Raw genomic sequence first — 26,397 nt, forward strand, 5'->3', positions numbered from 1 at the left:
AGGCGCTGCCACCGTTTCACCCTTCAGTAGCCTGCATGTGCCCGGGACCGACCCCGGGCTTCGTGCGTTCAACCAGGGACCTTTATGTCACGTCGTATATCCCCCGTCATACCCGGCTTCGGGCTGACGCTGGGCTACACCTTGGTGTACCTCAGCCTGATCGTGCTGATACCGCTGGCGGCCATGTTCATCCATGCCTCGCAGCTGACCTGGGAGCAGTTCTGGAACATCGTCAGCGCGCCACGGGTCATCGCCGCGCTGAAGCTGAGTTTCGGCACCGCCCTGTTCGCCGCCATCATCAATGGCGTGATCGGCACCCTGCTGGCCTGGGTGCTGGTGCGCTACACCTTCCCCGGGCGCAAGATCATCGATGCGATGATCGACCTGCCGTTCGCCCTGCCCACGGCCGTGGCCGGTATCGCCTTGACCGCGCTGTACGCGCCGGCAGGCTGGGTCGGCCAGTTCGCCACCGACCTGGGCTTCAAGATCGCCTACACCCCACTGGGCATCACCCTGGCGCTGACCTTCGTCACCCTGCCGTTCGTGGTGCGCACGGTGCAGCCGGTGCTGGCCGACATCCCGCGTGAAGTGGAAGAGGCCGCCGCCTGCCTGGGCGCGAAACCCCTGCAGGTGTTTCGCCACATCCTGGCGCCGGCGCTGCTGCCGGCCTGGCTGACCGGCTTCGCCCTGGCCTTCGCCCGCGGCGTGGGCGAGTACGGTTCGGTAATCTTCATCGCCGGCAACATGCCGATGAAGACCGAGATCCTGCCGCTGCTGATCATGGTCAAGCTCGACCAGTACGACTACACCGGCGCCACCGCCATCGGCGTGTTGATGCTGGTGGTTTCGTTCATCCTGCTGCTGCTGATCAACTTGCTGCAGCGGCGCATCGAAACCCCTTGAAGGAGGCCCGCTAATGTCTTCATCGACCCTTGGCGCAAGCGCCGCCGCCAACGCCGCCCGGCGTGGCAGCGCCACTTCGCGCCGCGTATTGATCACCCTGGCCTGGATCGTCTTCGCGCTGTTCCTGGCCCTGCCGCTGGTGATCGTGGTGTCCCAGGCCCTGAAAAACGGCTTCGGTACCTTCTTCGAAGCGATCTTCGAGGCCGATGCGCTGTCGGCGCTCAAGCTCACCCTGCTGGCGGTGGCCATCTCGGTGCCGCTGAACCTGCTGTTCGGGGTCAGTGCCGCCTGGTGCGTGAGCAAGTACAGCTTCCGTGGCAAAAGTATCCTGGTGACCCTGATCGACCTGCCGTTCTCGGTGTCGCCGGTGATCGCTGGCCTGGTCTACGTGTTGATGTTCGGCGCCCAGGGCCTGTTCGGTCCGTGGCTGCAGGACCACGACATACAGATCGTGTTCGCCCTGCCGGGCATTGTCCTGGCGACCATCTTCGTCACCGTGCCGTTCGTGGCCCGTGAACTGATCCCGCTGATGCAGGAGCAGGGCACCCAGGAAGAGGAGGCCGCGCGCCTGCTCGGCGCCAACGGCTGGCAGATGTTCTGGCACGTCACCCTGCCGAACATCAAATGGGGCCTGATCTACGGCGTGGTGCTGTGCACCGCGCGGGCGATGGGTGAGTTCGGCGCGGTGTCGGTGGTGTCCGGGCATATCCGTGGCGTCACCAACACCTTGCCGCTGCACGTGGAGATCCTCTACAACGAGTACAACCATGTCGCGGCCTTCAGCGTGGCCAGCCTGCTGCTGATCCTGGCGCTCTTCATCCTGCTGCTCAAGCAGTGGAGCGAGAACCGTATTAACCGCCTGCGCCACAGCGCCGCGGAGGAATGATTCATGTCGATCGAAGTTCGTAATGTCAGCAAGCGCTTCAACAGCTTCCAGGCCCTGAACGCCATCAACCTGGATATCCACAGCGGCGAGCTGGTGGCCCTGCTCGGCCCGTCCGGCTGCGGCAAGACCACCCTGCTGCGCATCATCGCCGGCTTGGAAACGCCGGATGACGGCAGCATCGTGTTCCACGGCGAGGATGTCTCGGGCCACGACGTGCGTGACCGTAACGTCGGCTTCGTGTTCCAGCACTACGCGCTGTTCCGCCACATGAGCGTGTTCGACAACGTCGCCTTTGGCCTGCGCATGAAACCCAAGGGCGAGCGCCCGAGCGAGAGCAAGATCGCCGAGAAGGTCCATGAGCTCTTGAACATGGTCCAGCTCGACTGGCTGTCCGACCGTTATCCCGAGCAGCTCTCCGGTGGCCAGCGCCAGCGTATCGCCCTGGCCCGCGCCCTGGCGGTGGAGCCCAAGGTGCTGCTGCTCGACGAGCCGTTCGGGGCGCTGGATGCCAAGGTGCGCAAGGAGCTGCGCCGCTGGCTGGCGCGCCTGCACGAGGACATCAACCTGACCTCGGTGTTCGTCACCCACGACCAGGAAGAGGCCATGGAAGTGGCCGACCGCATCGTGGTGATGAACAAGGGCGTGATCGAGCAGATCGGCTCGCCGGGCGAGGTGTACGAGAAGCCGGCCAACGATTTCGTCTACCACTTCCTCGGCGATTCCAACCGCCTGGCGCTCAGCGAAGGGCACCATGTGCTGTTCCGCCCGCACGAAGTGTCGCTGTCACGCCATGAAACCGAAGGCCACCATGCCGCCGAGGTGCGTGACATTCGCCCGCTGGGCGCGACGACCCGGGTGACCTTGAAGGTGGAAGGGCAGAGCGAGCTGATCGAGGCCGAGGTGGTCAAGGACCACGACAGCCTGACCGGGCTGGCGCGCGGCGAGACGCTGTTCTTCCGGCCGAAGGTGTGGCAGAAGGTGGCTGATATCTGAGCCGCGCTTGATGATGAAAAACCCGGGCCTGGCCCCGGGTTTTTTATTGCCTGGACGGACGCAATCGCGGGGCAAGCCCGCTCCCACGCCATGTCTCTGCACCATGTTTCTGCACACGCGTGGGAGCGGGCTTGCCCCGCGATTGCGATAGGTGCCCACATGCCATTCAGGCATTTTTTGCATGCCTCTCAGGCATCTCAAACAATCGGCCCTGCTAGAGGCCGCTGGCGCTGTGGCTTGCGGCGAACCTGACAGAATTAATAGATAAAAAAGCTATAACTTTAACTTCAAACATTACTTTATAGCCTAAGCCCCTGCCGTCGATGATTCAGCCACACACCTGAATCGAGACCCCAGGAGCTTCAGCAATGGGTAATGTCCAGACGGCCGTCAGGGCCTTTGAGCAGCCATGGCACCCGGCGCCGGGCCACCTGGTCGAGCTCGGACGCACGCTGCGCCTGCCGCTTGGCCAGTTGCGCCTGCAGCGCACGCCGGTGAGCGGCCTCAAGCGCCGCGACAAGCTGGCGTTGGGCCTGCTGGTGCTGGCCCTGCATGGCGCCGCCGCCTACTGGATCAGCCAGGCGCCGACCCCGGCGCTGCCGGTGGTGCCGCCGCAGATCCCGCCCATGACCATCGAGTTCGCCGCGCCCGCACCGCCAGTCGTCGAGCCGCCGCCACCGGCCCCGGCACCGCCCGTGGTCGAACCGCCACCATCGGTGGTCGACGAGCTGGCCGCCAAGCCCAAGCCGAAACCCGTGCCCAAGCCTGTTGCCAAGCCGCAACCCAAGCCGCAGCCGAAACCGGTTGAAGCGCCGCCGCCAACGCCGGTGGCTGCCCCGGCACCGCCTGCGCCGGCCGCACCACCCGCGCCGGCCCCGGTGACCCCGGCTTCGGCCAACGCCGCGTACCTGAAGAACCCGGCCCCCGAGTACCCGCAGATGGCCCTGCGCCGCGGTTGGGAAGGCACCGTGCTGCTGCGCGTCGAGGTGCTGCCCAGCGGCAAGCCCGGGCAGATCCAGCTGCAGCAGAGCAGTGGCCGTGACGCCCTGGACGCCGCCGCGCTGGCCGCCGTCAAGCGCTGGAGCTTCGTCCCCGCCAAGCAGGGCGACATGGCCCTGGCCGGCTGGGTCAGCGTACCCATCGATTTCAAGCTTCGTTAATTCGCCACCGCACAAAGGAAGGACACAACCATGAGCCTGTTGGCATCCCCCCTCGAATCCGTTGAAAGCGCCGTCATCTGGCTGTTGGTCGGTTTCTCCGTGGCCACGTGGGCGCTGGCCCTGGTCAAGGTCGTGCAGTTCGTGCGGCTCAAGCGCCAGGACAAACGCTTCCACCAGCAGTTCTGGGCCGCATCCAGCCTCGACTCCGCCGCCGAAATCAGCGATCAGCAACCCGGCCCCGCCGCCCGTGTCGCCCAGGCCGGTTACGCCGCCATCGCCGTCGGCGAACCCGGCCAGGCCAGTGACCTGAGCCAGGCCATCAATCATCAGGACCGCCTGGAACGCGCCCTGCGCCAGCAGATCGTGCGCGAGCGCCGCTCGCTGGAAACCGGCCTGGCGGTAGTCGCCAGTATCGGTAGCACCTCGCCCTTCATCGGCCTGTTCGGCACCGTGTGGGGCATCATGGAGGCGCTCAAGGGCATCAGCGCGGCCGGCTCGGCGAGCCTGGAAACCGTGGCCGGCCCGATCGGCGCGGCGCTGGTCGCCACCGGCGTGGGTATCGCCGTCGCGGTGCCGGCGGTGCTGGTCTACAACTACTTCCTGCGCCGCCTCAAGCTGACCGCTGCCGACCTCGACGACTTCGCCCACGACTTCTACAGCCTGGCGCAGAAGAGTGCCTTCCGCGTGCTGCTGCACCCGGCGCTGCAGCGCCAGCAGGCCGGCTTCAACCAACCTGTGAAGGAGGCCTCCTGACATGGCCTTCTCGACCCAGGACAGCGATGAAGTGTTGAGTGAAATCAACGTCACGCCACTGGTGGACGTCATGCTGGTGCTGCTGGTGGTGTTCATCGTCACCGCGCCGCTCTTGACCAACGCCATCCCCATCAACCTGCCCAAGACCGAGGCCGTGGCCCCGGTGGAGCAGAAGGACCCGCTGGTGGTGAGCATCGATGGCAGCGGCAAGCTGTTCATCAACAAGGACGAGATCCAGCCCGACCTGCTGGAAACCAACCTCAAGGCCGCCAAAGGCAAGGACGCCGAGCTGCGCGTGCAGCTGCAGGCCGACGATGGCGTGAACTACGGCGAAGTAGCCCGGGCCATGGCGGCCATCGAACGGGCCGGCATTACCAAGCTGGCGGTGATCACCGCGCGCTGACCGGCCATACCCTCTTCAGGCAAGTGCTTATGGGCCATTTTCCTTGGCAGGGGATGGCCCTTTTTTTATTCGTGGGAGCGGGCTTGCCCCGCGATTGCAAGCGCCGCGATGGATGGCACCGGCTGTGCCGGTGATCGCGGGGCAAGCCCGCTCCCACGCCGCATAGTCAAATAACGAATAAACAAATGAAAAAATATGATTTATGGATATATGTGACCAACTGTTAAGGTCACTTCCATCCAGCGGGGCCATCCCCTCGCGGCCCTGCAATCGAATCGAAGGAAGCACTTTCAATGCTGGTTGTTTCTGTCGGTGGTAGCCCCAGTCTTCGTTCACGCTCCGGCGTGCTGCTAGAGCGCAGCCGCGACTGGCTGCAGGAGCGCGGCGTCGAAGTGGTGACCTTCCAGGTGCGTGAGTTCAACGCCGAAGACCTGCTGCACGCGCGCTTCGACAGCCCGCAGGTGCGCCACTTCATCGAGCTGGTGGCCCAGGCCGACGGCCTGGTGGTGGCGACCCCGGTGTACAAGGCCTCGTTTGCCGGCGCGCTGAAGACCCTGCTCGACCTGCTCCCCGAGCGTGCCCTGGAACACAAGGTGGTACTGCCGGTGGCCACCGGCGGCAGCATCGCCCACATGCTTGCCGTGGACTATGCGCTCAAGCCGGTGCTGTCTGCCTTGAAGGCGCAGGAGACCCTGCAAGGGATCTTCGCCGACGACAGCCAGATCGCCTACGGCGAAGGCAAGCGCCCTGCGCAGCTGGCCCCGGCCCTGGAGCAGCGCCTGCAGGATTCGCTGGAAACTTTCCATGGCGCCCTGGCGCGGCGGCCTCGGCCAGTCGCACCGGGTGTGCTCAACGAACGCCTGCTCAGTGCTCGCTGGAGCATCTGAGCCACTGATCCATCGCTTCACTGCTGTCCCACCTTACTCGCCCGACAACGAGGCAAGCAGGTGCTACCCGAACCCAACTCGCACAGGAGAGCGCCATGCGCACAGTCTTCTTGCGTCGTGGTCTGGTCGCCCTGTTTGCGGCGGCTGTGTCCTTCGGCGCCATTACCCAAGCCCAGGCCGAGAGCCTGCGTATCGGTTACCAGAAATACGGCACCCTGGTGCTGCTCAAGGCCAAGGGCTCGCTGGAGAAGCGCCTGAAGGAACAGGGCATCGACGTGCAATGGACCGAGTTCCCCGGCGGCCCGCAGCTGCTCGAAGGGCTCAACGTCGGCTCCATCGACTTCGGTGTCACCGGCGAAACCCCACCGGTGTTCGCCCAGGCCGCAGGCGCCGACCTGCTCTACGTCGCCTATGAACCGCCAGCCCCGCACAGCGAGGCGATCCTCGTGCCCAAGGGCTCGACGATCCAGTCGGTGAAAGAGCTCAAGGGCAAGAAAGTCGCGCTGAACAAAGGCTCGAACGTTCATTACCTGCTGGTGCGCGCCCTCGAAGACGCCGGCCTCAAATACACCGATATCCAGCCGGTCTACCTGCCGCCGGCCGACGCCCGCGCCGCCTTCGAGCGTGGCAGCGTCGATGCCTGGGTGATCTGGGACCCGTACCAGGCCGCCGCCGAGCAACAGTTGCAGGCCCGCACCCTGCGTGACGGCAAGGGCCTGGTAGACAACCACCAGTTCTACCTGGCCACCCGCAGCTACGCCACCCAGCACCCGGCGGTGATCAGCACCCTGATCGAGGAAGTGCGCAGCGTGGGCCAGTGGTCCCAGGCCAACCCCCAGGAAGTGACCGACCAGGTCGCGCCGCTGCTCGGCCTGCCCGCCGACATCACCCTGACCTCGGTGAAGCGCCAGGGCTACGGTGCCGCGCCGCTGACCCCGGAGGTGATCGCCGCGCAGCAGAAGATCGCCGACACCTTCCAGGCCCTGAAGCTGATTCCCAAGCCCTTGAGCATCAAGGACGTGATCTGGACACCCCCCGCCAAGGTCGCCAGCGCGCCTTGACCGATTCGCCAGCGCCGGGGCCAGGCCCCGGCTCGAGCCACCCTTGAGGAGACAACTCCAATGAGCCTGAACATTTTCTGGTTCCTGCCCACCCACGGTGACGGCAAGTACCTGGGCACCAGCGAAGGCGCCCGCGCCGTCGACCATGGCTACCTGGCGCAGATCGCCCAGGCCGCCGACCGCCTCGGCTTTGGCGGCGTGCTGATCCCCACCGGGCGGTCCTGCGAGGACTCCTGGCTGGTCGCCGCGTCGCTGATCCCGGTAACCGAACGCCTGAAGTTCCTGGTCGCGCTGCGCCCGGGGATCATTTCGCCGACCGTGGCCGCGCGCCAGGCCGCCACCCTCGATCGCCTGTCCAACGGCCGTGCGCTGTTCAACCTGGTGACCGGTGGCGACCCCGACGAACTGGCCGGTGACGGCCTGCACCTGAACCACCAGGAGCGCTACGAGGCATCGGTGGAGTTCACCCGCATCTGGCGCAAGGTGCTGGAAGGCGAAAACGTCGATTACGACGGCAAACACATCCAGGTAAAGGGCGCCAAGCTGCTCTACCCGCCGATCCAGCAGCCGCGCCCGCCGCTGTACTTCGGTGGCTCGTCCGAGGCCGCCCAGGACCTGGCCGCCGAACAGGTCGAGCTGTACCTGACCTGGGGCGAGCCGCCGGCCGCCGTTGCCGAGAAGATCGCCCGGGTGCGCGAGAAAGCCGCCGCCCAGGGCCGTGAAGTGCGTTTCGGCATCCGCCTGCACGTGATCGTGCGGGAAACAAACGAAGAAGCCTGGGCTGCCGCCGACAAGCTGATCTCGCACCTGGACGACGACACCATCGCCCGTGCCCAGGCTTCGCTGGCGCGTTTCGACTCGGTCGGCCAGCAACGCATGGCCGCGCTGCACAACGGCAACCGCGACAACCTGGAAGTCGCTCCCAACTTGTGGGCCGGCGTCGGCCTGGTGCGCGGCGGTGCCGGCACCGCGCTGGTGGGCGATGGCCCGACCGTGGCGGCGCGGGTCAAGGAGTACGCAGACCTCGGTATCGATACCTTCATCTTCTCGGGCTATCCACACCTGGAAGAGTCGTACCGCGTCGCCGAGCTGCTGTTCCCGCACCTCGATGTGCAGCGCCCGGAGCAACCGAAAACCGGTGGCTACGTGAGCCCGTTCGGCGAAATGGTCGCCAACGACATCCTGCCCAAAGCCGTGTCGCAGAGCTGAGGGCCGGACCATGCGTGCTGATACCTCAACCTCCTGGGCCAAGCGCCTGGCGCCCTGGGCCCTGCCGGTGCTGCTGCTGGCGGTGTGGCAACTGGCGGTGGTCAGTGGCTGGCTGTCGACCCGCATCCTCCCCGCGCCCAGCGCGGTGGTGAGTGCCGGCGTCGAGCTGGTGCGCAGCGGCGATATCTGGACCCACCTGGCCATCAGTGGCTGGCGTGCCGGGCTGGGCTTCGCCATCGGCGGCAGCCTCGGCCTGTTGCTGGGCTTCATCACCGGCCTGTCGAAGTGGGGCGAGCGCCTGCTCGACAGCTCGGTGCAGATGATCCGCAACGTGCCGCACCTGGCGCTGATCCCGCTGGTGATCCTGTGGTTCGGTATCGACGAGTCGGCAAAGATTTTCCTGGTGGCGCTGGGGACCTTGTTCCCGATCTACCTGAACACCTACCACGGCATTCGCAACGTCGACCCGGCGCTGGTGGAAATGGCGCGCAGCTACGGGCTGTCGGGCTTCGGCCTGTTCCGTCAGGTGATCCTGCCGGGGGCGCTGCCGTCGATCCTGGTCGGTGTGCGCTTCGCCCTGGGCTTCATGTGGCTGACCCTGATCGTCGCCGAGACCATTTCGGCCAACGCCGGCATCGGTTACCTGGCGATGAACGCCCGTGAGTTCCTGCAGACCGACGTGGTGGTGCTGGCGATCGTGCTGTACGCCGTGCTCGGCAAGCTCGCCGACCTGGCCGCCCGTGGCCTGGAGCGTGTGTGGTTGCGCTGGCACCCGGCCTATCAAGTGGCCAAGAAGGAGGGCGCATGACCGTGCTCAAGGAACAGCTGCCACGCCTGTTGCGTGGCATCCCGCTGGCCTCTGACCGCCTGCGCAAAACCTTTGGCCAGCGCGAAGTGTTGAAGGGCATCGACCTGCACATCCCGGCCGGCCAGTTCGTCGCCATCGTCGGTCGCAGTGGCTGCGGCAAGAGCACCTTGCTGCGCCTGCTGGCCGGGCTCGACAACCCCAGCGCCGGCGAATTGCTGGCCGGTGCCGCGCCGCTGGCCGAGGCCCGCGAGGACACCCGGCTGATGTTCCAGGACGCCCGCCTGCTGCCGTGGAAGAAGGTGATCGACAACGTCGGCCTGGGCCTGTCCGGCGACTGGCGCCAACGGGCGCTGGATGCCCTGGAGGCGGTCGGCCTGGCTGACCGTGCCAATGAGTGGCCGGCGGCTTTGTCCGGCGGCCAGAAGCAACGGGTGGCCCTGGCCCGGGCGTTGATCCATCAGCCGCGCCTGCTGTTGCTGGACGAGCCGCTGGGTGCGCTGGATGCCCTGACCCGTATCGAGATGCAGCAACTGATCGAACGCCTGTGGCGTCAGCACGGCTTCACCGTGCTGCTGGTCACCCACGATGTCAGCGAAGCGGTTGCCGTGGCTGACCGGGTGATCCTGATCGAGGACGGCGCCGTCGGCCTCGACCTGCTGGTCGACCTGCCGCGCCCTCGGGCGCGTGGTTCGCACCGCCTGGCGAGCCTGGAAAGTGAAGTGCTGGACCGTGTTCTGTCCGCCCCGGGCACCCCGCCCGAGCCGGAACCTGTAGCCCCTTTGCCCACGCAACTGCGTTGGGCGCATTGAACCCCCGAAGCCAAACAAAGGAACTCAGCCATGACCATCAAAGCCATCAACGTTCGCAACCAGTTCAAAGGCACCGTGAAGGAAATCCTCGAAGGCCCGGTACTGTCGGAAATCGACGTGCAGACTGCTTCGGGTATCGTGACTTCGGTGATTACCACCCGTTCCGTGAAGGAGCTGGAATTGCAGGTAGGCAGTGAAGTGATCGCCTTTGTGAAATCGACCGAGGTGTCCATCGCCAAGCTGTGATGCTGCTGCTCGATATCGGGGCTGCTTCGCAGCCCTTCGCGGGTAAACCCGCTCCCACAGGTACTGCGCAGGGTCAAGAACTTGCGCGGACCCTGTGGGAGCGGGTTTACCCGCGAAGGGGCCCCGATAAATTCAGCTCGAGCGCTTGGCCAGAAACGGCGGCAGGTACAGCCCCAGGTACGCCTCGAACACCCGCATCCCTTCCTCCGCCATGCGCGGGGTGATCTGCTCGTGCAACTGCATCGAGCGGGCATACACCCGATCACTCAGCTCCATCGCCAAGGCGAACACATGCACATCCTGCGGCATCGCCGGCAACTGGAAATGCCGGTCGAACAGCTGGTGCATCAACTCGCCCAGTTCCAGATCGTGCTGGCGGTCAGCCTGGACCACTTCGCTCAGGCCATGCTGGGCCAGGATCAGTTGCCGCGCTGCGGCGTCCTCGTTGTAGATGTCGAGCATGCGCTGCTCGATCAACCGTGACAGGCCATGCCAGGTGCTGAACGCCGTGCTGTCGATCGGTGCGCTCAAGGCTTCGCGAAAGGCCCGGTGCACATCGGCGGTCAGCGCTTCGAGCAGGGCCGGTACGCTGGCGAAGAAGTGGTACACCGACGACGGCGGGATCTGCGCCCGTTCGGCGACGCTGTAGATCGACAACCCCGCCACCCCTTGCCCAGCCAGCAGCTCGCGCGCCGCCGCCAGGATCGCTTCGATCCTGGCCTGGCTGCTGGCGCGCGGCTTGCGCGGGGTGGCGGGGCGGTTCATCAGTTGCTGATGGCCAGGATGCTGGCCTGGTAGGCGCCGACGAACAGGTCGAAGTCACCGACTTCTTCCTGTTCCAGCTCGGACTGCTTGGCGAGCGACTCGCGGGCGAGGGTTTCGAAGGCCTGTTGCTGTTCGCTGCCCAGCGGCTGCTGGCGGAACGTCTCGGCGTGCACGCGGCTCTGGCGCAGGGAGAACTCGATGAAGCTTTCATCGTGCTCGGTCATGCGCGCCAGGACCTGGGCCGACGGGGTCAGTTCAGGGTCATCGACCTTGGCCTGCTGGGCTTGCAGGGCCTTGGCGTGCTCGTTGCCGCCTTGGGCGCGGTCGAGCAGCTCGGCCATCTGGCCGATACGGGTGATCAGCTCGCTGGCCCAGTCCTTCAGCGCGATCGGCTGGCCGTTACGCTGCAGCGCAAGGCCCGGGCGGCGGCCTTCCTTGACCACGGTCAGGAAGTTGCTGGTGCACTGGCCGCATTCGCCGTTGTCCAGCGGCGGGCTGTCGTCCAGCGCACAGAGCAGCAGGAAGGCGTCGAGGAAGCGCGCTTCGGTGAGGTCGATGCCCACCGGCAGGAACGGGTTGATGTCCAGGCAGCGCACTTCGACGTACTGCACGCCACGGGAGATCAGGGCCTGGATCGGCCGCTCGCCGGTGTAGGTGACGCGCTTGGGGCGGATGTTCGAGTAGTACTCGTTCTCGATCTGCAGGATGTTGGTGTTGAGCTGCACCCACTCGCCATCCTTGTGCGTGCCGACCTCGACGTAGGGCGGGTAGGGCGTGCCCACCGCCTTGCGCAGGCTGTCGGTGTAGCTGGCGAGGTTGTTGTAGCAGGGCGTCAGGCCCGCCTGGGCGTTGCTCTGGTAACCCAGGTCGCTCATGCGCAGGCTGGTGGCGTAGGGCAGGTAGAGGGTGTCGGCGTCGAGCTCTTCGAGCTGGTGCGGGCGGCCACGCAGGAAGCCTTTGTCCAGGGTCGGCGAGGCACCGAACAGGTACATCAGCAGCCAGCTGTAGCGGCGGAAATTGCGGATCAGCGCGATGTAGGCCGAGGACTGGTAGTCGCGGTCGTCCTCTGCGCTGCCTTCTTCGGCGCGCAGCAATGGCCACAGTGCTTCAGGCAGCGAGAAGTTGTAATGGATGCCGGCGATGCACTGCATGGTGCGGCCGTAGCGCAGGGCCAGGCCCTTGCGGTACACGTGCTTGAGCTTGCCGATGTTCGAGGTGCCGTACTCGGCGATCGGGATGTCCTCCTCGGCCGGCAGCGCGCAGGGCATCGACGGGCTCCACAGCAGCTCGTCGCCCAGCTTGCTGTAGACGAAGCGGTGGGTCTGTTCGAGGCTTTCGAGCACCTTGGCCGGGTCGGCCAGGGCTGGGGTGATGAACTCCAGCAGCGACTCGGAATAGTCGGTGGTGATCTGCTCGTTGGTCAGCGCCGAACCCAGGGCTTCCGGGTGCGGGGTCTGGGCCAGGCGACCGTCGTGGGTCACGCGCAGGCATTCGCGCTCAATGCCGTGCAGGCACTGCTTGAGCAGGTCGAGGTTGTCGCCGAGCAGGCTCAGGCGGCGGTTGAGGAGGTCGCTCAAGATGGATTCCTTCACGCGTCAGTCGCCCCAATATGGGGGTAGAGATGACGGTCTACAAGGGTAGTTGGGAAAGGAACTGGCGTTGTCGCCTGGTTGCGCGGTTCCGGCACAGCCTGATCGCGGGGCAAGCCCGCTCCCACAGGGGTTGTGGGAGCGGGCTTGCCCCGCGATGGCTTACAGCATTACGCCGAAAATACCGCAGATGATGCTACGTCAGCTAGAGAACCGCGAAGGTTCCCTGCGCCTTGGCCACCAACTTGTCGCCCTGAAGCACGTCGGCGTCGACCACCAGGGTGCGCCGCCCGGCATGCAGCACGCGGGCGGTGCACAGCACCTCACCCTCGCTGACGGCGCGCATGTAGTTGATCTTGCACTCGATGGTCACGCTCTGCTGGTCGAAACCATGGCTGGCCGAGCAGGCCAGGCCCATGGCGATATCGACCAGGCTGAAGATCGCCCCGCCGTGCAGCTTCTGGCCGCGGTTGCGCAACTGCGGCTCGAGCGCCAGGGCTACCTCGGCAACACCGGTGTCCAGGCGTTGCAGGCGGCAGCCGAGCAGTTGGCTGAAGGCGCTTTCGACGTACTCCTTGGGGACGTCCATCACTTCTTCTTCAACTGCTTGGCGTTGGCGAACAGCGAGGCCATGGCGTTGTTGGCCGGTGCGGCGGCGGTGGTTTCACGCGGGCGCGCTGCCTGCTGCTGGCGGTTGCCGCCATTGCCGCCACGGTTACCGCCACGGTTGCCCTCGACCTTCTCGCCCGGGGTGTCGCTCATGCGCATGGACAGGCCGACGCGCTTGCGCGGGATGTCCACTTCCATGACCTTGACCTTGACCACGTCGCCGGCCTTGACCGCTTCACGCGGGTCCTTGATGAACTTCTCGGACAGCGCCGAGATGTGCACCAGGCCGTCCTGGTGTACGCCGATGTCGACGAAGGCGCCAAAGTTGGTGACGTTGGTCACCACGCCTTCGAGGATCATGCCCGGCTCCAGGTCCTTGAGGTCCTCTACGCCGTCCTGGAAGGTGGCGGTCTTGAACTCGGGGCGTGGGTCGCGGCCGGGTTTGTCCAGCTCTTGCAGGATGTCGGTGACGGTCGGCAGGCCGAAGGTTTCGTCGGTGAACTTTTTCGGGTCCAGGCGCTTGAGGAAGCCGCTGTCGCCGATCAGCGAGCGGATGTCGCGCTCGGTGCCGGCGGCGATGCGCTGCACCAGCGGGTAGGCCTCGGGGTGCACGGCGGAGGCGTCCAGCGGGTTGTCGCCGTTCATCACGCGCAGGAAGCCGGCGGCCTGTTCGAAGGTCTTTTCACCGAGGCGGCTGACCTTTTTCAGCGCGGCGCGGGTGGCGAACGGGCCGTTGGCGTCGCGGTGGGCAACGATGTTCTGCGCAAGCGTCGCGTTGAGGCCCGAGATGCGGGTCAGCAAGGCCACCGAAGCGGTGTTGACGTCCACGCCCACGGCGTTCACGCAGTCCTCGACCACGGCGTCCAGGCCACGGGCCAGTTTCACCTGCGACACGTCGTGCTGGTACTGGCCGACGCCGATGGATTTCGGGTCGATCTTCACCAGCTCCGCCAGCGGGTCCTGCAGGCGGCGGGCGATCGACACGGCGCCACGGATCGATACGTCCAGGTCGGGGAATTCACGGGCGGCCAGTTCCGAGGCCGAGTACACCGAGGCGCCGGCCTCGGACACCATGATCTTGGTGATCTTCAGGGCTGGATACTTTTTCACCAGCTCCGCGACCAGCTTGTCGCTTTCGCGGCTGGCGGTGCCGTTGCCGATGGCGACCAGCTCCACCGAGTGCTTGGCGCACAGGGCGGCCATGATCGAGATCGTGCGGTCCCAGTCGTTCTTCGGCGCATGCGGGTACACCGTGGTGTGGTCCAGCAGCTTGCCGGTGGCGTCGACCACGGCGATCTTGCAGCCGGTGCGCAGGCCCGGGTCGAAGCCCAGGGTGGCGCGCGGGCCGGCCGGGGCGGCCAGCAGCAGGTCGTGCAGGTTGTGGGCGAACACGTTGATCGCCTCGCCTTCGGCGTTGTCGCGCAGCTCGCCGAACAGGTCGGTTTCCAGGTGGGTGTACAGCTTGACCTTCCAGGTCCAGCGCACCACTTCGCCCAGCCACTTGTCGGCCGGGCGGTTGCGGTTTTCGATACCGACGTGGCTGCCGATCATCACTTCGCACGGGTGCAGGGTGCCGGGCAACTCTTCGCCGACTTTCAGCGAGGCGCTCAGCACGCCTTCGTTGCGCCCGCGGAAGATCGCCAGGGCGCGGTGCGACGGGGCGCTGCGCAGCAGTTCGTCATGGGCGAAGTAGTCGCGGAACTTGGCGCCTTCCTCTTCCTTGCCGGCCACCAGACGGGCGCTGAGCACGGCTTCCTGCTTGAGGAAGTTGCGCAGTTTTTCCAGCAGGGCGGCGTCTTCGGCGAAGCGCTCCATGAGGATGTACTTGGCGCCTTCGAGGGCTGCCTTGACGTCGGCCACGCCTTTTTCGGCGTCGACGAAGCGCGCCGCTTCGCTTTCAGGGTTGAGCTGCGGGTCGTTGAACAGGCCGTCGGCCAGCTCGCCCAGGCCGGCTTCCAAGGCGATCTGGCCCTTGGTGCGGCGCTTCTGCTTGTAGGGGAGGTAGAGGTCTTCGAGGCGGGTCTTGGTGTCGGCGAGCTTGATTTCGCGGGCCAGCTCCGGGGTCAGCTTGCCCTGTTCCTCGATGCTGGCGAGGATGCTGGCGCGCCGGTCGTCGAGTTCGCGCAGGTAGCGCAGGCGCTCTTCCAGGTGGCGCAGCTGGGTGTCGTCCAGGCTGCCGGTCACTTCCTTGCGGTAACGGGCGATGAAGGGCACGGTCGAGCCTTCGTCCAACAGGCCCACGGCCGCTTCGACCTGTTGTGGGCGCACGCCCAGTTCCTCGGCGATACGGCTGTTGATGCTGTCCATGAGAACCACCTGACAAATAGTGAATGCAAGGCCGCGGGTGGCTGTTCAAGCCCGGCGGCGCTGGGTGAAAGGCGCGCATTATACCCATCGTGCCGGGCTTGCGGTGATGGCGCCGGGCCATGGGGCTTTGGCATGGAAGTGGCAGCATGGGAAAAATCTGCTAACAATGCACACGGCACGCGCTGCAATGGCTACGCCATAATGCGCGGCGATCTCAGAGGAGCAATTCATGACCAGCACCGCAAACGCCGCAGATGGCGACAAGATTCTCATCGTCGACGACGACCCAGGCCTGAGCAGCCTGCTGGACCGTTTTTTCACCAGCAAGGGCTTCCGTGTGCGCACCGTGCCCAACGTCGAACAGATGGACCGCCTGCTGGCCCGTGAGGTGTTCAACCTGGTGGTGCTCGACCTGATGCTGCCGGGCGAGGACGGCCTGTCCGCGTGCAAGCGCCTGCGCGCATCGAACAACCAGATCCCGATCATCATGCTCACCGCCAAGGGCGATGAACTCAGCCGCATCAAAGGGCTGGAGCTGGGCGCCGACGACTACCTGGCCAAGCCGTTCAACCCCGACGAGCTGGTGGCCCGGGTCAAGGCTGTGCTGCGTCGCCAGTCGCCGACGGTGCCGGGCGCGCCGGGCAGCGAGGAAGAGACCGTCACCTTCGGTGACTACGAACTGTCGCTGGCCACCCGCGAACTCAAGCGCGGCGACGAAACGCACATGCTTACCACCGGCGAGTTCGCCGTGCTCAAGGCCCTGGTGATGCACGCCCGCGAGCCGCTGACCCGCGACAAACTGATGAACCTGGCCCGTGGCCGCGAATGGGATGCGCTGGAGCGCTCCATCGACGTGCAGATCTCGCGCCTGCGCCGGATGATCGAGCCCGACCCGTCCAAGCCGCGTTATATCCAGACCGTGTGGGGCGTGGGCTACGTCTTCGTGCCGGACGGAAACGCCGGCAAATGAGCCAGCCGGCTCGTTGCGACGGTGCAGGGCGGCTCGCAGGAGCCGCCCTGTTTTCGTCTGTGGCGTGCGGCTTTTTTACGTTGCCCTTGCTGATTAGTAGTGATCGATGAAAACCCCTCTCTGGTTCCCGCAAAGTTTCTTCGCCCGCACCCTGTGGCTGGTGCTGATCGTCGTGCTGTTCTCCAAGGCACTGACCTTGGTGTACCTGCTGATGAACGAGGACGTGCTGGTCGATCGCCAGTACAGCCATGGCGTGGCCCTGACCTTGCGCGCCTACTGGGCGGCGGATGAAGAGAACCGTGACAAGATCGCCGAGGCTGCCGGGCTGATCCGGGTTACCGGTTCCGGTGTGCCGGAAGGCGAGCAGCACTGGCCGTACAGCGAGATCTACCAGCGCCAGATGCAGGCCGAACTGGGTGATGACACCGAGGTGCGCCTGCGTATCCACGCACCACCGGCGCTGTGGGTGAATGCGCCGAGCCTGGGCCCGGGCTGGCTCAAGGTGCCGCTGTACCCGCACCCATTGCGCGGGCAGAAGATCTGGAACGTGCTGGGCTGGTTCCTGGCCATCGGCCTGTTGTCCACCGCCTCGGCGTGGATCTTCGTGCGCCAGCTCAACCAGCCGCTCAAGCGCCTGGTGTTCGCTGCCCGCCAGCTGGGCCAGGGGCGCAGCGTGCGCCTGCCGGTCAGCGACACCCCCAGCGAGATGACCGAGGTGTACAGGGCGTTCAACCAGATGGCCGAGGACGTCGAACAGGCCGGGCGTGAGCGCGAGTTGATGCTGGCCGGTGTGTCCCATGACTTGCGCACGCCCTTGACCCGGTTGCGCCTGTCGTTGTCGCTGATGGACAACGACAGCGACCTCAGCGACGACATGGTCCGCGACATCGAAGACATGGATGCGATCCTCGACCAGTTCCTGGCGTTCATCCGTGACGGGCGCGACGAGCCGGTGGAGGAGGTCGACCTCAATGAGCTGATCCGTGAAGTGGTGGCGCCGTACAACCAGCCCAAGGAGCGCGTGCGACTGTGCCTGGAGCCGATCCCGCCGTTCGCGCTGCGCCGTGTGTCGCTCAAGCGCATGCTCGGCAACCTGATCGGCAACGCCCTGCACCACGCCGGCAAGGGCGTGGAGGTGGCGGCCTATGTGTCGGGTGACCAGAGCGCGCCATACGTGGTGCTCAGTGTGCTGGACCGTGGCACGGGCATCGACGAGTCGGAGCTGGAGACCATCTTCAACCCGTTCATCCGTGGCGACCGGGCACGCGGTGGCAAGGGCACCGGGCTGGGGTTGGCGATCGTCAAGCGGATTGCCGCGCAGCATGGTGGCAATGTCGAGCTGCGCAATCGCTCGGGTGGCGGGATCGAGGCGCGGGTGCGCTTGCCGCTGGGGTTGTTGTTGCCGCGTAACGCTGTGTGAATGCATCGCGGGGCAAGCCCGCTCCCACGCCCTCGTCCAGTTGGATGGCGTGGGAGCGGGCTTGCCCCGCGATCGATTTCAGCCTTTGCCCTTGGTCCGGGTCTGATTCGGCCCGCCATTCTTCTCCAGATGCTCGATGATCATCCCGGCCACATCCTTGCCGGTGGTCACCTCGATCCCTTCCAGCCCCGGTGACGAATTCACCTCCATCACCAGCGGCCCGTGGTTGGAGCGCAGGATATCCACACCCGCCACGCTCAACCCCATCACCTTGGCCGCGCGGATCGCCGTCATGCGTTCCTCGGGGGTGATCTTGATCAGGCTGGCCACGCCACCGCGGTGCAGGTTGGAGCGGAATTCGCCGGGCTTGGCCTGGCGCTTCATCGAGGCGATCACCTTGTCGCCGACCACGAAGCAGCGGATGTCGGCGCCGCCGGCCTCCTTGATGTATTCCTGGACCATGATGTTCTGCTTCAGGCCCATGAACGCCTCGATCACCGACTCGGCGGCCTTGGTGGTTTCGCACAGCACCACGCCGATGCCCTGGGTGCCTTCGAGCACCTTGATCACCAGAGGTGCGCCGTTGACCATCTGGATCAGGTCGGGAATGTCGTCCGGCGAGTGGGCAAAGCCTGTGATCGGCAGGCCGATGCCACGGCGTGACAGCAGCTGCAGCGAGCGCAGCTTGTCCCGCGAACGGGCGATGGCCACCGATTCGTTGAGCGGGTAGACACCCATCATCTCGAACTGGCGCAGCACCGCGCAGCCGTAGAAGGTGACCGAGGCACCGATGCGCGGAATCACCGCATCGAAGCCTTCCAGCGGCTTGCCGCGGTAGTGGATCTGCGGCTTGTGGCTGGCAATGTTCATGTAGGCCCGGAGCGTGTCGACCACCACCACTTCATGGCCCCGCTGGGTACCGGCCTCGACCAGGCGGCGGGTGGAATACAGACGCGGATTGCGCGACAGCACAGCGATCTTCATGCAGCACCTGTGACAGGGGAAAGGGTGGCCGGGAAGGCCGGTTTGTCCTGGACGTACTTGAGGCCGGGGTTGACGACCAACTGGCCGTGGATGAGCGCCTTGGAGCCCAGCAGCAGCCGATAACGCATGTTCTTGCGGCAGGCCAGGGTGAACTCCACTTCCCAGACCCGGTCGCCCAGTGCCAGGGTGGTGCGGATCACGTAGCGGGCCTGGGCCTGGCCGTTGGAGCTCTTGATGCTTTTCATGGTCACCAGCGGCGCCTCGCAGCGGCGGTGGCGCAGTTGCACCACCGAGCCCAGGTGCGCGGTGAAACGCACCCAGGGCTGGCCGTCGCGCTCGAAGGGTTCGACGTCGGTGGCGTGCAGGCTCGAGGTGCTGGCGCCGGTGTCGATCTTGGCGCGCAGGCCGGCCAGGCCGAGGTCGGGCAGGGCGACCCACTCGCGCAGGCCGATCACAGTCAGGTGGTCAAATGTCTTCACGGAGCGTGCCCTGCGGATAAGGTGGTGAACTGTAATGACGGCACGGACTTTTTGCATCCGTCAGTCACGGTAGTACAGTTCCGTGAAAGACAGAATTCGAGGAAAAACCATGGCACAAAAGCCTGAAGACGATGACAAGGTCCGCCTGGACAAATGGCTGTGGGCGGCGCGCTTCTACAAGACCCGTGCGCTGGCCAAGGCGGCCATCGAGAGCGGCAAGGTGCACTGCCGCGGTGAGCGTTGCAAGCCGGGCAAGGAGCCACGGGTGGGCGACGAATTCCTGCTGCGCACCGGCTTCGACGAGCGCACCGTGGTGGTCAAGGCGTTGTCGGCGGTACGCCGTGGCGCGCCGGAAGCGCAGACGCTGTATGAAGAAACCGCCGAGAGCGTGAAGCGCCGCGAGCAGGCGGCCGAGCTGCGCAAGGCCGGGGCGATGGGCGTGACCACCGACGGGCGGCCGAACAAGAAGCAGCGCCGGCAGATTCACCAGCTGCATGGCAGTTTCGAATAATGCATTCGCGGGGCAAGTCGTGGGAGCGGGCTTGCCCCGCGATGCGGGAGGTCAGGCGGTGCGCAACACGCTCATTCGCCCGACCAACGGCAACCTGCCCAGCAGGCTGAACAACGGCGCCGTCCAGCGCACCAGCGCCGCACTGGCCTTGGCCGCCAGCGGCGTGTGGCAGCTCCAACCCAATGCCAGCACCGCCATCAGCAACCCGCCGATGTAGTCGTCCTGCCCCCAGTGCGCACCCGCCACCAGGCGCGGCAGCATGAACAGGCAGGCCAGCGCCCAGATCACCAGGTGCTGCAGCAAGCGGCGGCTGAACAGGCTCATGAACAGCGCCCAGACCAGCAGCACCGAGGCATGGTCACCCGGGAAGCTCTGGCCGGAACGGTCCTTGAGCTCCCACTTGGCTTCCAGGTGCGGGTAGAGATCGCTCAGGTGAATGGCGTTGTCGAGGACCATCGACGGGCTTTTGTGTTGCCAACCCATTGCAGCGACCCACTTGGAAAACAGCGCACGAATCACCACTAAGAGTAAAAGGGTCACCAGGAAGCCGAAAAACGCCTGGCGCACCTGAATTGCCTTGAATACCCAGTCGCCGCGGATCAGCAGCGACAGCATGATCACCCCGACCAGGAGGTCGAACGGGCGAAGGCTGCCGACGGCCCAGATGGAGCGCCAGAGCACATGGTCGGCCAGCGGGGCGTTAAGGCTGTGGAACAGCCACTCGTCGAAAGTCAGGCACAGGTTCTGGCCAACGGGCCATAACCAGAAACACAGTAGTGCGATGGGCAGCAGCGTGCAGGCCGCCAAGGGTCCCCAGGACCACCTTGCTTGGAACAGTGGTCGATTATCCATAAAATACCTCGATCTCCAGCGGGAATTAGCGCGTTTTGAGCGCTCTATGACGGGCCTCTCAGCCTCCTGTAATTATTTTGACATCATTTTCAGATAGCCAGACAACCATGAGCGACTTGCCAGATACAGATTTCACCCAACGCTTCCTGTTCGACGACCGCGACGTGCGCGGCGAGATGGTCGCGCTGGAACGCAGCTACGCCGAGGTGCTGGCCAGGCACGAGTACCCGCGCCCGGTCCAGCATTTGCTGGGCGAGCTGATGGGCGCCGCTGCGCTGCTGGTGGGTTCGTTGAAGTTCGATGGGCTGCTGGTGCTCCAGGCTCAGTCCCAGGGCCCGGTGCCGCTGCTGGCCATCGAATACACCAGCGAGCACGAGATCCGCGGGCTGGCGCGCTATGAAGCCGAGCAGATCAACGACGATGCGACCCTTGCCGACCTGATGCCCGGCGGCCACCTGGTGCTGACCATCATTCCGGTCAAGGGCCAGCGCTATCAGGGCACCGTCGAGCTGGATGGCAAGAACCTGTCGGAGTGCTTCACCAACTACTTCGTCATGTCGCAGCAGGTGAATACCAGCATCTCCCTGGTCGCCGATGGCGTGCGCGCCCGCGGCCTGCTGGTGCAGCAACTGCCGGCCGAGATCCACAAGGACAGCGAGGAGCGCGACGAAAGCTGGGCCCACGTCAAGGCGCTGGCCAGCACCGTGAAGGCCGAAGAGCTGCTCGGCCTGGACAACGAAACCGTGCTGCACCGCCTGTACCACGAGGACGCGGTTCGCCTGTTCGATATCCAGCCGCTACGCTTCCGCTGCAGCTGCTCGCGCGAGCGTTCCGGCAACGCCCTGATCAGTCTCGGCGAACCCGATGCCAAGGCGCTGGTGGTCGAATGCGGCGGCAAGGTCGAGATCGATTGCCAGTTCTGCAATGAGCGCTATTTCTTCGATGCAAGCGATGTAGAGCAATTGTTTGCCGGTGGTGGCACCGACGCACCATCAGAAACTCAGCACTGAAACGGTTAACTACAGGGCTTTCTCCTGTCGAATTGCGCAAAAGCGCAGTTCTGACAGGAGGGGCCTACTTTTTTTGGGCGTTTCTGGCATAATCCGGCCACTTTTTTCGCTGTAGTAGTTTTTTCGAGACAACTACAAAACGTTTGGAGCACTCGGCCTCGGGCCGGATGGGGTATCTCATGACGCAAGCCAACAACACCGTGTACACCGACCTGAGCGTCGATAAGCTGGTTGAAGAAGCGCTGCAACGCGGTGAAGGCGTGCTGGCCGATACTGGCGCGCTGGTTGTCGAAACCGGTCACCGTACTGGCCGTTCGCCGGCTGACCGTTTCATCGTCGAAGAACCTTCCACCCAGGACCAGATTGGCTGGGGCCCGATCAACCGCAAGTTCCCGGCCGACAAGTTCGATGCCCTGTGGGACCGCGTGGAGGCGTTCAACAACGCCCAGGATCACTTCGTTTCCTACGTTCACGTAGGCGCTGCGGCCGAGCACTACCTGCCGGTCAAGATGACCACCCAGACCGCCTGGCAGAACCTGTTCGGCCGTTGCCTGTTCATCAACCCCGAGCAGTACAACCCGGCTGGCCGTGGTGAGTGGCAGATCCTCAACGTCGCCAACTTCGAGTGCGTGCCTGAGCGTGACGGCACCAACTCCGATGGCTGCGTGATCATCAACTTCGCCCAGAAGAAGGTGCTGATCGCCGGCATGCGTTACGCCGGTGAAATGAAGAAAGCCATGTTCTCGGTGCAGAACTTCCTGCTGCCGGCCGCCGACGTGCTGCCGATGCACTGCGCCGCCAACATCGGCGAAGAGGGTGACGTCACCCTGTTCTTCGGCCTGTCCGGCACCGGCAAGACCACCCTGTCGGCCGACGAAAGCCGTTACCTGATCGGTGACGACGAGCACGGCTGGGGTGAGGGCGTGGTCTTCAACATCGAAGGCGGTTGCTATGCCAAGTGCATCGACCTCTCCGAGAAGAACGAGCCGGTCATCTGGAAAGCCATCAAGCACGGCGCGGTGCTGGAAAACGTCGTGATCGACGCCAACAAGCACGCCGACTACGCCGACGTGAGCCTGACCCAGAACAGCCGTGCCGCCTACCCGCTGGCGCATGTCGAGAAGGTCTCGGCAGAGAACCTGGGCGGCGAGCCGAACGCGGTCATCTTCCTGACCTGCGACCTGACCGGCGTACTGCCGCCCGTGTCGATCCTCAACAACGAGCAGGCGGCCTACCACTTCCTGTCCGGCTACACCGCGCTGGTCGGTTCCACCGAAATGGGTTCGGGCGGCGGCATCAAGTCGACCTTCTCCACCTGCTTCGGCGCGCCGTTCTTCCCGCGCCCGGCTGGCGTTTACGCCGAGCTGCTGATCAAGCGCATCAAGGCGTTCGGCTCCAAGGTCTACCTGGTCAACACCGGCTGGACCGGCGGCGGCTACGGCGTTGGCAAGCGCTTCAGCATCCCGACCACCCGTGGCGTGATCGCTGCCATCCAGAGCGGCGCTCTGGTGGGTGCCGAGACCGAGCACCTGGACATCATCAACCTGGACGTGCCGAAGGCCGTTCCGGGCGTCGAGACCGAGCTGCTCAACCCGCGCAACACCTGGGCTGACAAGGCTGCCTACGACGAAGCCGCCAAGGGCCTGGCCAAGCTGTTCATCGAAAACTTCAAGAAGTTCGAAGTTTCCGACGCCATCAAAGGCGCTGGCCCGCAGCTGTAAGCGGCTGCCGGTTCGAACGAGAAAGCCGCCCTTTAGGGCGGCTTTTTTGTGTCTGATAGTTTTGTGCTGGCTTTCACGGCGGGCGATGAAGAGGCGAGAAAGGCACACTCCAGCTCGAATATTCTGTTTCACTTAGGGCATCTGAATATCGAAACCGGGCAAGTCCAATGACCGAATCCCCTCAGCGCACCGCCTTCTCCCATTTCCATCCCATCCTCACCCGTCCCCAGGACAACGACCTCAACGGCCACCTCGCCGGCTCCACCGTGCACGGCTTCTTCGAGACGGCCATCCAGGCGTTCCTCGTCGAACAGGCCGAGCTGGACCTGCGTGACGGCGAACTGGCCGGCTTCGTGGTCAGTTCGGCGGCAGACTTCTTCGCGCTGCCTGGCTTCCCCGACGTGCTCGAAGTGGGCCTGGGCATCACGCGCCTTGCGGGCAGCACGGTGGAGTATCGCCTGGCGCTGTTCCGCCCTGGCGAGGCCGAAGCCTGCGCGGCAGGTACCTTGGTGCAGGTGTTCGTCGAGCGTGCTTCGGGGCGCCCGGCGGCATTGCCAGAGACGCTGCAGCTGATCCTCGCCGGGCTGTCGCTCAATCGTTGAGGCGGATGATCCCTTCGCGTACGGCAAACAGCACCAGCCCCGGCACGTCGTGGATCTGCAGGCGATGCATGATCTGCGAGCGGTGCGCCTCCACCGTCTTGATGCTCAGGCCCAGGCCATCGGCGATGGAGCGGGTGGTTTCGCCACGGGCGATCAGCCGCAGGATCTCCAGCTGGCGGGTGGTCAGCGGCGTCTGCACCTGACCTGCCGGGCGTTTGCGGCTGTGCTTGAGGGCCTGGTCGATGACCATCGGCAGCACCGCCGATGACAGGTACTGGCCGCCGTGGCGCAGGGTCTGCAGGGCCTGCTCCAGCTCACCCACCGAGGCATTCTTGAGCAGGAAGCCATGGGCGCCGAGCTGCAGGCAGTTGAGCACGTGTTCCAGCTCGGAGCGCGCGGAAAACATCAGCACACGGCTGGCCGGGGCGCGAATGAACAGTTCCTGCAGGGCTTGCTGGTTGTCCAGCTCACCGCTCATGTCGAGCACCACGATATTCGGCTTGAGCTTCTCGGCGAGGTTTACGGCGGCCATGGCATCGTCGGTGTCGCCGACTACGGCGAAGTCCTTTTTCTGTTCAAGCAGGGCGCGCAGGCCGGCGCGAAAGAGCGGCGAATCGTCGGCAAGCAGGATACGGCAAGGCATGGGTCAAGGCCTGTTTCGCAAGGGAAAGGGGGGCGGCAGGCCGGCTCGATCCGCAAGGGCACTGCGGCGCCGGGGGCGCAGTCAGTGCATCTGATCATAAGCGCTCGAACACCGAGGGCAGCAACGGGCGCAGGGGCAGGTCCAATTCGTGGATGCTCTCGCTGTGCCCGATGATCAGCAAGCCGCCAGGGCGCAGTTGTGCCAGCACGCGGCGCAGCACCTCGCGCTTGTAGGTCGGGGCGAGGCTGGACAGCAGGTTGCGCAGCAGGATGGCGTCGAACTGGCCGAGCCGCTCCGGCAGGGGTTGAATCAGGTTGATCGCCTCGAAGCCTACCTGCCCGCGCAGGGCGGGGGCGACGCGCAGTCGCCCGGCCATTTCACCTACCCCGCACAGGCAGTGGCGGGCCAGCCAGCCTTCCGGGAAGTAGCGGGCCTGGGCAATGTCGTAAATGCCGGCGGCTGCGTGCTCCAGCACCTGCGGATCGAAATCGCTGGCCAGCACCTGCCAGCCTGGGTGGCGGGCGTTTTCGGCGGCGACCATGGCCAGGCTCCAGGCTTCTTCGCCAGTGGCGCAGGCGGCGCTCCACAGGCGCACAGGGTGCTGATGTTCAGCCAGCCAGCCGGCCAGCCATTCGAAATGGCGGTGTTCGCGGAAGAAGTAGCTGTCGCGGGCGACCAGCAGGCGTAACAGGTGCTCGTGTTCTGTTGCGCCATGTTCGCTGTCGAGCAGGGCCAGATAGTGCTCGAAGTCTGCCAGGCGATGGGCTTTCAGGCGCTTGTGCAAGCGCGCTGCAACCACTGCCCGGCGGTCGTCGGCCAGATGCACGCCGGTCGCCTGCACAACCCGTTGGCGAATGCGTGCAAAGCTGGCTTCGCTGAGCAGTGGCGGGCGAGTGCGGGTGGGCATGCTTCAACCTCCTGGGGCTGGAGGCGAGCAGATGAAGGGGAGGCTGATCACGCGCATTCCCTGCGTCCTGTTCAAGGTGGAAGCAGGGAATGATAACTAGTGGCTACTGGCCTCCATATCGGGGCGGCCCCTAATCCTCGGGCATTGGCGCAAACGAAAAGGCCCCGCCGATGAGGGCGGGGCCTAGGCGCAAGGCTTAAGCCTGGCGATCAGTCGCGCCAGTGGCGCTTGTGCTTGCGGTGGCCGTAGTGGTGGCCGCGGTCGTAGTAACGGCGATCATCGTAGTCGCGGCGATAGCGGCGCGAATCGTGGCGCTCGTCTTCGTCGGCCTTGTTGCCCATGTAGTTACCCAATGCGCCACCGGCGCCGCCGCCGGCTGCCGCACCGATGTAGCTGCCGGTGGTGCCGCCCATGGAGCGACCGACCACGTTGCCGCCGGCTGCGCCCAGCGCGCCACCGATGGCCGCTTCGCCACGCTGGCGCTTGTCGGCACCCAGGGCACCGCCGGCAGCGCCGCCCAGGCCGGCACCGATGGCGCCGCCGGTGCTACCACCGATGGAGTTGCCCACCACGGAGCCCAGTACCCCACCCAATGCGCCGCCAATGCCGGCCTCGGTGGTGCCGCCTGCCATGGCCACGCCGCTGAGCAAGCTGAAAGACAACAACAGAATCGAGGAGTACTTCTTCATCAAGAGAGCCTCAGAGGGATGACGAGGCGGAATTTGAGGCTCGGCGAGGCGGCTGGCAATGGAAATCCGACGAGTAGCACGAGTTGTACACAATTCTCTAAGTTATTGAATTATGTATGAAACTTTCTCGAATTTCGGTGGTCTGAGGCCTTTATGACAAAGCCCTGATCCGTTGCGGACAGGGCTTTTTTTGTGGGTGTCGCCTGGGTGAAAAGAGACTG

At 65.1% G+C, this 26,397-nt stretch carries 28 protein-coding genes; 18 read left to right on the forward strand and 10 right to left on the reverse strand.

The features are described 5' to 3' along the window. Positions 1 to 84: 84 nt before the first annotated feature. The 12 genes from cysT to F6X61_RS04780 all read left to right on the forward strand — a co-directional run bounded on the left by cysT (position 85) and on the right by F6X61_RS04780 (position 10,118). Positions 85 to 903, forward strand: coding sequence for a sulfate ABC transporter permease subunit CysT (cysT, locus tag F6X61_RS04725; RefSeq protein ID WP_110992174.1), 819 nt, complete (start codon positions 85 to 87; stop codon positions 901 to 903). Between the two features lie 13 nt (positions 904 to 916). Continuing rightward, positions 917 to 1,789 (forward strand): sulfate ABC transporter permease subunit CysW, encoded by an 873-nt coding sequence (gene cysW, locus F6X61_RS04730; RefSeq protein WP_153785618.1) that lies wholly within the window; start codon positions 917 to 919, stop codon positions 1,787 to 1,789. Positions 1,790 to 1,792: 3 nt separating this feature from the next. Further along, positions 1,793 to 2,782: a sulfate/molybdate ABC transporter ATP-binding protein gene (locus tag F6X61_RS04735; protein WP_110992176.1), complete on the forward strand. Its 990-nt coding sequence runs from the start codon at positions 1,793 to 1,795 to the stop codon at positions 2,780 to 2,782. Between the two features lie 368 nt (positions 2,783 to 3,150). Continuing rightward, a complete protein-coding gene (locus F6X61_RS04740; RefSeq protein ID WP_153785619.1) occupies positions 3,151 to 3,942 on the forward strand; it encodes an energy transducer TonB in 792 nt (263 codons plus the stop codon). Positions 3,943 to 3,972: 30 nt separating this feature from the next. After that, on the forward strand, positions 3,973 to 4,695 hold the full coding sequence (locus F6X61_RS04745; RefSeq protein WP_153785620.1) for a MotA/TolQ/ExbB proton channel family protein: 723 nt from the start codon (positions 3,973 to 3,975) through the stop codon (positions 4,693 to 4,695). A 1-nt stretch (position 4,696) separates the two neighbouring features. Further along, positions 4,697 to 5,098 (forward strand): biopolymer transporter ExbD, encoded by a 402-nt coding sequence (locus tag F6X61_RS04750; RefSeq protein WP_110992180.1) that lies wholly within the window; start codon positions 4,697 to 4,699, stop codon positions 5,096 to 5,098. 293 nt (positions 5,099 to 5,391) lie between these two features. Further along, positions 5,392 to 5,985, forward strand: a complete 594-nt coding sequence (gene ssuE, locus F6X61_RS04755) for an NADPH-dependent FMN reductase (RefSeq protein WP_153785621.1) — start codon at positions 5,392 to 5,394, stop codon at positions 5,983 to 5,985. Between the two features lie 95 nt (positions 5,986 to 6,080). Beyond that, the gene (locus F6X61_RS04760) at positions 6,081 to 7,046 is read left to right on the forward strand and encodes a sulfonate ABC transporter substrate-binding protein (RefSeq protein ID WP_153785622.1); all 966 of its coding nucleotides are present in this window, start codon (positions 6,081 to 6,083) and stop codon (positions 7,044 to 7,046) included. A 60-nt stretch (positions 7,047 to 7,106) separates the two neighbouring features. Continuing rightward, positions 7,107 to 8,255 (forward strand): FMNH2-dependent alkanesulfonate monooxygenase, encoded by a 1,149-nt coding sequence (gene ssuD, locus F6X61_RS04765; protein WP_153785623.1) that lies wholly within the window; start codon positions 7,107 to 7,109, stop codon positions 8,253 to 8,255. A 10-nt stretch (positions 8,256 to 8,265) separates the two neighbouring features. Continuing rightward, positions 8,266 to 9,063, forward strand: coding sequence for an aliphatic sulfonate ABC transporter permease SsuC (gene ssuC, locus F6X61_RS04770; RefSeq protein WP_153785624.1), 798 nt, complete (start codon positions 8,266 to 8,268; stop codon positions 9,061 to 9,063). Beyond that, a complete protein-coding gene (gene ssuB / locus F6X61_RS04775; protein ID WP_153785625.1) occupies positions 9,060 to 9,872 on the forward strand; it encodes an aliphatic sulfonates ABC transporter ATP-binding protein in 813 nt (270 codons plus the stop codon). The genes ssuC and ssuB overlap by 4 nt, the downstream gene beginning before the upstream one ends. A gap of 30 nt (positions 9,873 to 9,902) precedes the next feature. After that, complete coding sequence (locus F6X61_RS04780) at positions 9,903 to 10,118, forward strand: molybdopterin-binding protein (protein ID WP_008095172.1); 216 nt, start codon at positions 9,903 to 9,905, stop codon at positions 10,116 to 10,118. 132 nt (positions 10,119 to 10,250) lie between these two features. On the opposite strand, the gene F6X61_RS04785 is transcribed toward F6X61_RS04780, so the two are convergent. The 4 genes from F6X61_RS04785 to F6X61_RS04800 form a co-directional block, all read right to left on the reverse strand. Further along, positions 10,251 to 10,883, reverse strand: coding sequence for a TetR/AcrR family transcriptional regulator (locus tag F6X61_RS04785; protein ID WP_153785626.1), 633 nt, complete (start codon positions 10,881 to 10,883; stop codon positions 10,251 to 10,253). Then, complete coding sequence (gene gshA, locus F6X61_RS04790) at positions 10,883 to 12,460, reverse strand: glutamate--cysteine ligase (RefSeq protein ID WP_178125768.1); 1,578 nt, start codon at positions 12,458 to 12,460, stop codon at positions 10,883 to 10,885. Before gshA ends, F6X61_RS04785 begins: the two co-directional genes overlap by 1 nt. 217 nt (positions 12,461 to 12,677) lie before the next feature. Continuing rightward, on the reverse strand, positions 12,678 to 13,061 hold the full coding sequence (locus F6X61_RS04795) for a PaaI family thioesterase (protein WP_110992188.1): 384 nt from the start codon (positions 13,059 to 13,061) through the stop codon (positions 12,678 to 12,680). Next, positions 13,061 to 15,388, reverse strand: coding sequence for a Tex family protein (locus F6X61_RS04800; RefSeq protein ID WP_153785628.1), 2,328 nt, complete (start codon positions 15,386 to 15,388; stop codon positions 13,061 to 13,063). The genes F6X61_RS04795 and F6X61_RS04800 overlap by 1 nt, the downstream gene beginning before the upstream one ends. Before the next feature lie 229 nt (positions 15,389 to 15,617). Here F6X61_RS04800 and ompR point away from each other — a divergent pair, with 229 nt between their 5' ends. Beyond that, positions 15,618 to 16,358: a two-component system response regulator OmpR gene (gene ompR, locus F6X61_RS04805; RefSeq protein WP_110992190.1), complete on the forward strand. Its 741-nt coding sequence runs from the start codon at positions 15,618 to 15,620 to the stop codon at positions 16,356 to 16,358. Positions 16,359 to 16,464: 106 nt separating this feature from the next. Then, positions 16,465 to 17,778 carry an ATP-binding protein gene (locus F6X61_RS04810; protein WP_153785629.1) on the forward strand — a complete coding sequence of 438 codons (1,314 nt, stop codon included), beginning with the start codon at positions 16,465 to 16,467 and terminating at the stop codon, positions 17,776 to 17,778. 78 nt (positions 17,779 to 17,856) lie between these two features. Here the strand turns inward: F6X61_RS04810 and rimK are convergent, their stop codons facing one another. Continuing rightward, positions 17,857 to 18,762, reverse strand: coding sequence for a 30S ribosomal protein S6--L-glutamate ligase (rimK, locus tag F6X61_RS04815; RefSeq protein WP_110992192.1), 906 nt, complete (start codon positions 18,760 to 18,762; stop codon positions 17,857 to 17,859). Then, the gene (locus F6X61_RS04820) at positions 18,759 to 19,241 is read right to left on the reverse strand and encodes an ATP-dependent zinc protease (RefSeq protein WP_110992193.1); all 483 of its coding nucleotides are present in this window, start codon (positions 19,239 to 19,241) and stop codon (positions 18,759 to 18,761) included. Before F6X61_RS04820 ends, rimK begins: the two co-directional genes overlap by 4 nt. Before the next feature lie 109 nt (positions 19,242 to 19,350). On the opposite strand from F6X61_RS04820, the gene F6X61_RS04825 reads away from it, so the two are divergent. Continuing rightward, positions 19,351 to 19,752: an RNA-binding S4 domain-containing protein gene (locus F6X61_RS04825; RefSeq protein ID WP_153785630.1), complete on the forward strand. Its 402-nt coding sequence runs from the start codon at positions 19,351 to 19,353 to the stop codon at positions 19,750 to 19,752. Positions 19,753 to 19,803: 51 nt separating this feature from the next. Here F6X61_RS04825 and F6X61_RS04830 read toward each other — a convergent pair whose 3' ends face one another. Beyond that, positions 19,804 to 20,604, reverse strand: a complete 801-nt coding sequence (locus tag F6X61_RS04830; protein ID WP_153785631.1) for a phosphatase PAP2 family protein — start codon at positions 20,602 to 20,604, stop codon at positions 19,804 to 19,806. A 107-nt stretch (positions 20,605 to 20,711) separates the two neighbouring features. On the opposite strand from F6X61_RS04830, the gene hslO reads away from it, so the two are divergent. The 3 genes from hslO (at position 20,712) to F6X61_RS04845 (ending at position 23,937) form a co-directional block, all read left to right on the forward strand. After that, the gene (gene hslO / locus F6X61_RS04835; RefSeq protein WP_153785632.1) at positions 20,712 to 21,614 is read left to right on the forward strand and encodes an Hsp33 family molecular chaperone HslO; all 903 of its coding nucleotides are present in this window, start codon (positions 20,712 to 20,714) and stop codon (positions 21,612 to 21,614) included. A gap of 179 nt (positions 21,615 to 21,793) precedes the next feature. Further along, complete coding sequence (locus F6X61_RS04840) at positions 21,794 to 23,335, forward strand: phosphoenolpyruvate carboxykinase (RefSeq protein ID WP_153785633.1); 1,542 nt, start codon at positions 21,794 to 21,796, stop codon at positions 23,333 to 23,335. 167 nt (positions 23,336 to 23,502) lie between these two features. Further along, the gene (locus F6X61_RS04845; protein ID WP_125857109.1) at positions 23,503 to 23,937 is read left to right on the forward strand and encodes a thioesterase family protein; all 435 of its coding nucleotides are present in this window, start codon (positions 23,503 to 23,505) and stop codon (positions 23,935 to 23,937) included. Here F6X61_RS04845 and F6X61_RS04850 read toward each other — a convergent pair. From F6X61_RS04850 to F6X61_RS04860, 3 genes are all read right to left on the reverse strand, one after another. Next, entirely contained in the window at positions 23,927 to 24,580 is a 654-nt protein-coding gene (locus F6X61_RS04850; protein ID WP_153785634.1) for a response regulator transcription factor, read from the reverse strand. The two genes, F6X61_RS04845 and F6X61_RS04850, sit on opposite strands and share 11 nt — an antisense overlap. A 94-nt stretch (positions 24,581 to 24,674) precedes the next feature. After that, the gene (locus tag F6X61_RS04855) at positions 24,675 to 25,487 is read right to left on the reverse strand and encodes a protein-glutamate O-methyltransferase CheR (protein ID WP_153785635.1); all 813 of its coding nucleotides are present in this window, start codon (positions 25,485 to 25,487) and stop codon (positions 24,675 to 24,677) included. A 209-nt stretch (positions 25,488 to 25,696) separates the two neighbouring features. Beyond that, a complete protein-coding gene (locus F6X61_RS04860; protein ID WP_125462220.1) occupies positions 25,697 to 26,176 on the reverse strand; it encodes a glycine zipper domain-containing protein in 480 nt (159 codons plus the stop codon). Positions 26,177 to 26,397: the final 221 nt, after the last annotated feature.

The sequence above is a fragment of the Pseudomonas sp. EMN2 genome (genome assembly GCF_009650555.1).
Classification (GTDB): Bacteria; Pseudomonadota; Gammaproteobacteria; order Pseudomonadales; family Pseudomonadaceae; genus Aquipseudomonas; species Aquipseudomonas sichuanensis.

What these genes read in the sequence shown, in the direction of transcription:
- cysT (WP_110992174.1), top strand. Translation starts at nt 85, where the DNA reads ATGTCACGTCGTATATCCCCCGTCATACCCGGCTTCGGGCTGACGCTG.
- cysW (WP_153785618.1), top strand. Translation starts at nt 917, where the DNA reads ATGTCTTCATCGACCCTTGGCGCAAGCGCCGCCGCCAACGCCGCCCGG.
- F6X61_RS04735 (WP_110992176.1), top strand. Translation starts at nt 1,793, where the DNA reads ATGTCGATCGAAGTTCGTAATGTCAGCAAGCGCTTCAACAGCTTCCAG.
- F6X61_RS04740 (WP_153785619.1), top strand. Translation starts at nt 3,151, where the DNA reads ATGGGTAATGTCCAGACGGCCGTCAGGGCCTTTGAGCAGCCATGGCAC.
- F6X61_RS04745 (WP_153785620.1), top strand. Translation starts at nt 3,973, where the DNA reads ATGAGCCTGTTGGCATCCCCCCTCGAATCCGTTGAAAGCGCCGTCATC.
- F6X61_RS04750 (WP_110992180.1), top strand. Translation starts at nt 4,697, where the DNA reads ATGGCCTTCTCGACCCAGGACAGCGATGAAGTGTTGAGTGAAATCAAC.
- ssuE (WP_153785621.1), top strand. Translation starts at nt 5,392, where the DNA reads ATGCTGGTTGTTTCTGTCGGTGGTAGCCCCAGTCTTCGTTCACGCTCC.
- F6X61_RS04760 (WP_153785622.1), top strand. Translation starts at nt 6,081, where the DNA reads ATGCGCACAGTCTTCTTGCGTCGTGGTCTGGTCGCCCTGTTTGCGGCG.
- ssuD (WP_153785623.1), top strand. Translation starts at nt 7,107, where the DNA reads ATGAGCCTGAACATTTTCTGGTTCCTGCCCACCCACGGTGACGGCAAG.
- ssuC (WP_153785624.1), top strand. Translation starts at nt 8,266, where the DNA reads ATGCGTGCTGATACCTCAACCTCCTGGGCCAAGCGCCTGGCGCCCTGG.
- ssuB (WP_153785625.1), top strand. Translation starts at nt 9,060, where the DNA reads ATGACCGTGCTCAAGGAACAGCTGCCACGCCTGTTGCGTGGCATCCCG.
- F6X61_RS04780 (WP_008095172.1), top strand. Translation starts at nt 9,903, where the DNA reads ATGACCATCAAAGCCATCAACGTTCGCAACCAGTTCAAAGGCACCGTG.
- F6X61_RS04785 (WP_153785626.1), bottom strand. Translation starts at nt 10,883, where the DNA reads ATGAACCGCCCCGCCACCCCGCGCAAGCCGCGCGCCAGCAGCCAGGCC.
- F6X61_RS04795 (WP_110992188.1), bottom strand. Translation starts at nt 13,061, where the DNA reads ATGGACGTCCCCAAGGAGTACGTCGAAAGCGCCTTCAGCCAACTGCTC.
- F6X61_RS04800 (WP_153785628.1), bottom strand. Translation starts at nt 15,388, where the DNA reads ATGGACAGCATCAACAGCCGTATCGCCGAGGAACTGGGCGTGCGCCCA.
- ompR (WP_110992190.1), top strand. Translation starts at nt 15,618, where the DNA reads ATGACCAGCACCGCAAACGCCGCAGATGGCGACAAGATTCTCATCGTC.
- F6X61_RS04810 (WP_153785629.1), top strand. Translation starts at nt 16,465, where the DNA reads ATGAAAACCCCTCTCTGGTTCCCGCAAAGTTTCTTCGCCCGCACCCTG.
- rimK (WP_110992192.1), bottom strand. Translation starts at nt 18,762, where the DNA reads ATGAAGATCGCTGTGCTGTCGCGCAATCCGCGTCTGTATTCCACCCGC.
- F6X61_RS04825 (WP_153785630.1), top strand. Translation starts at nt 19,351, where the DNA reads ATGGCACAAAAGCCTGAAGACGATGACAAGGTCCGCCTGGACAAATGG.
- F6X61_RS04830 (WP_153785631.1), bottom strand. Translation starts at nt 20,604, where the DNA reads ATGGATAATCGACCACTGTTCCAAGCAAGGTGGTCCTGGGGACCCTTG.
- hslO (WP_153785632.1), top strand. Translation starts at nt 20,712, where the DNA reads ATGAGCGACTTGCCAGATACAGATTTCACCCAACGCTTCCTGTTCGAC.
- F6X61_RS04840 (WP_153785633.1), top strand. Translation starts at nt 21,794, where the DNA reads ATGACGCAAGCCAACAACACCGTGTACACCGACCTGAGCGTCGATAAG.
- F6X61_RS04845 (WP_125857109.1), top strand. Translation starts at nt 23,503, where the DNA reads ATGACCGAATCCCCTCAGCGCACCGCCTTCTCCCATTTCCATCCCATC.
- F6X61_RS04850 (WP_153785634.1), bottom strand. Translation starts at nt 24,580, where the DNA reads ATGCCTTGCCGTATCCTGCTTGCCGACGATTCGCCGCTCTTTCGCGCC.
- F6X61_RS04855 (WP_153785635.1), bottom strand. Translation starts at nt 25,487, where the DNA reads ATGCCCACCCGCACTCGCCCGCCACTGCTCAGCGAAGCCAGCTTTGCA.
- F6X61_RS04860 (WP_125462220.1), bottom strand. Translation starts at nt 26,176, where the DNA reads ATGAAGAAGTACTCCTCGATTCTGTTGTTGTCTTTCAGCTTGCTCAGC.